This is a genomic window from Rhodoferax sp. RT5P35, assembly GCF_056521385.1.
On record NZ_JBWMAX010000337.1, the window covers coordinates 1 to 1,063 of the forward strand.

Here is a 1,063-nt window from a genome sequence, read left to right on the forward strand (position 1 = left end):
GGCAAAGTCAAGGGCTTGCGCAGTGGGCATGCCCAGCTGGCGGCAGGCCACGAAGGCACCGCCAAAGCAGTCGCCCGCGCCGGTGGGGTCTACCTCGGCCACGGCCAGGGCGGGCACGGCGATGCGTTGCTGCCGGTCTACAAAGCTGGCACCGTCTGCCCCGCGCTTGATGACCAGCTCTTGCACCCCCAGGGCGAATAGCTCGGGGATGGCGGCTTCTTCGGTGTCGGCGTTGACCAGCAAAGTCACTTCATTGCCGCTGGGCAAAAAGATGTCGGTGCGGGCCAAAAAGTAGGCCAGGGCCTCGCGCATGGCGCTGGAGCGCAGAATTTCCTTGCGAATGTTGGGGTCGAACGAAACCGTGCCGCCCTGGCGCTTGACCAGGTCCACGGCCTTTTTCATGGCTGCCACGATGGACTCGGAAAACAGCGACGAGCCCATCACATGGAAGTGCGTGCACCCGGCCAAAGCCTGCGGCGTGACGTGTTCTACCCCCAGCCGGGCCGACGCGCTGTTAACGATGTTGAACACAAAGTCGCGGTTGCCGTCCTGCCGGTAGGTGACGAAGGCACTGCCGGTGGTGGCATTGGGCAAGAAGGCGATGCCGGACACGTCCACGCCGTCGGCACGCAGCCGCTGCGCATTCAGGTGGCCAAAGTCGTCTTCGCCCACGCACCCGACCATGCCCGCCGGGCACCCGAGCTTGCCGACCTGGTCGATGAAGATGGCCGGTGCACCGCTGGCGTACGGCCCCAGCAGCACACCCGGCTGGCGGAACGACTGGCCCCGGTCCTGGGCCATGATTTCCACCAGGATCTCGCCCATGGTGATGATTTTGGTCATGGCGGGCTCCTCAGCTCATCCAGTTGCCGCCGTCGACGTTGAGCGTCTGCGCCGTGATGTAGCGCGACTCATCGCCCGCAAAGAAGACGGCAGCGCCCTCCAGGTCCGATGGGTCGCCCATGCGCCCCAACGGCACCGCCAGCCCGACCTGGCGCTTCTCTTCGCCCAGCGCCAGCCCCTCGTACTGGGCAAACAACGCGTCGCCCTTGCCCCACATGGG

The 1,063-nt window shown here is 65.9% G+C and carries 2 protein-coding genes; both read right to left on the reverse strand.

Annotated elements, in window-relative coordinates:
* On the reverse strand, nt 1-843 hold an 843-nt coding region (locus AC097L_RS26125; protein ID WP_479589596.1), incomplete at its 3' end, for a sugar kinase.
* 10 nt (nt 844-853) lie between these two features.
* Nucleotides 854-1,063, reverse strand: a 210-nt coding sequence (locus AC097L_RS26130) for an SDR family oxidoreductase (RefSeq protein ID WP_479589597.1), incomplete at its 5' end; no start/stop codon positions are given.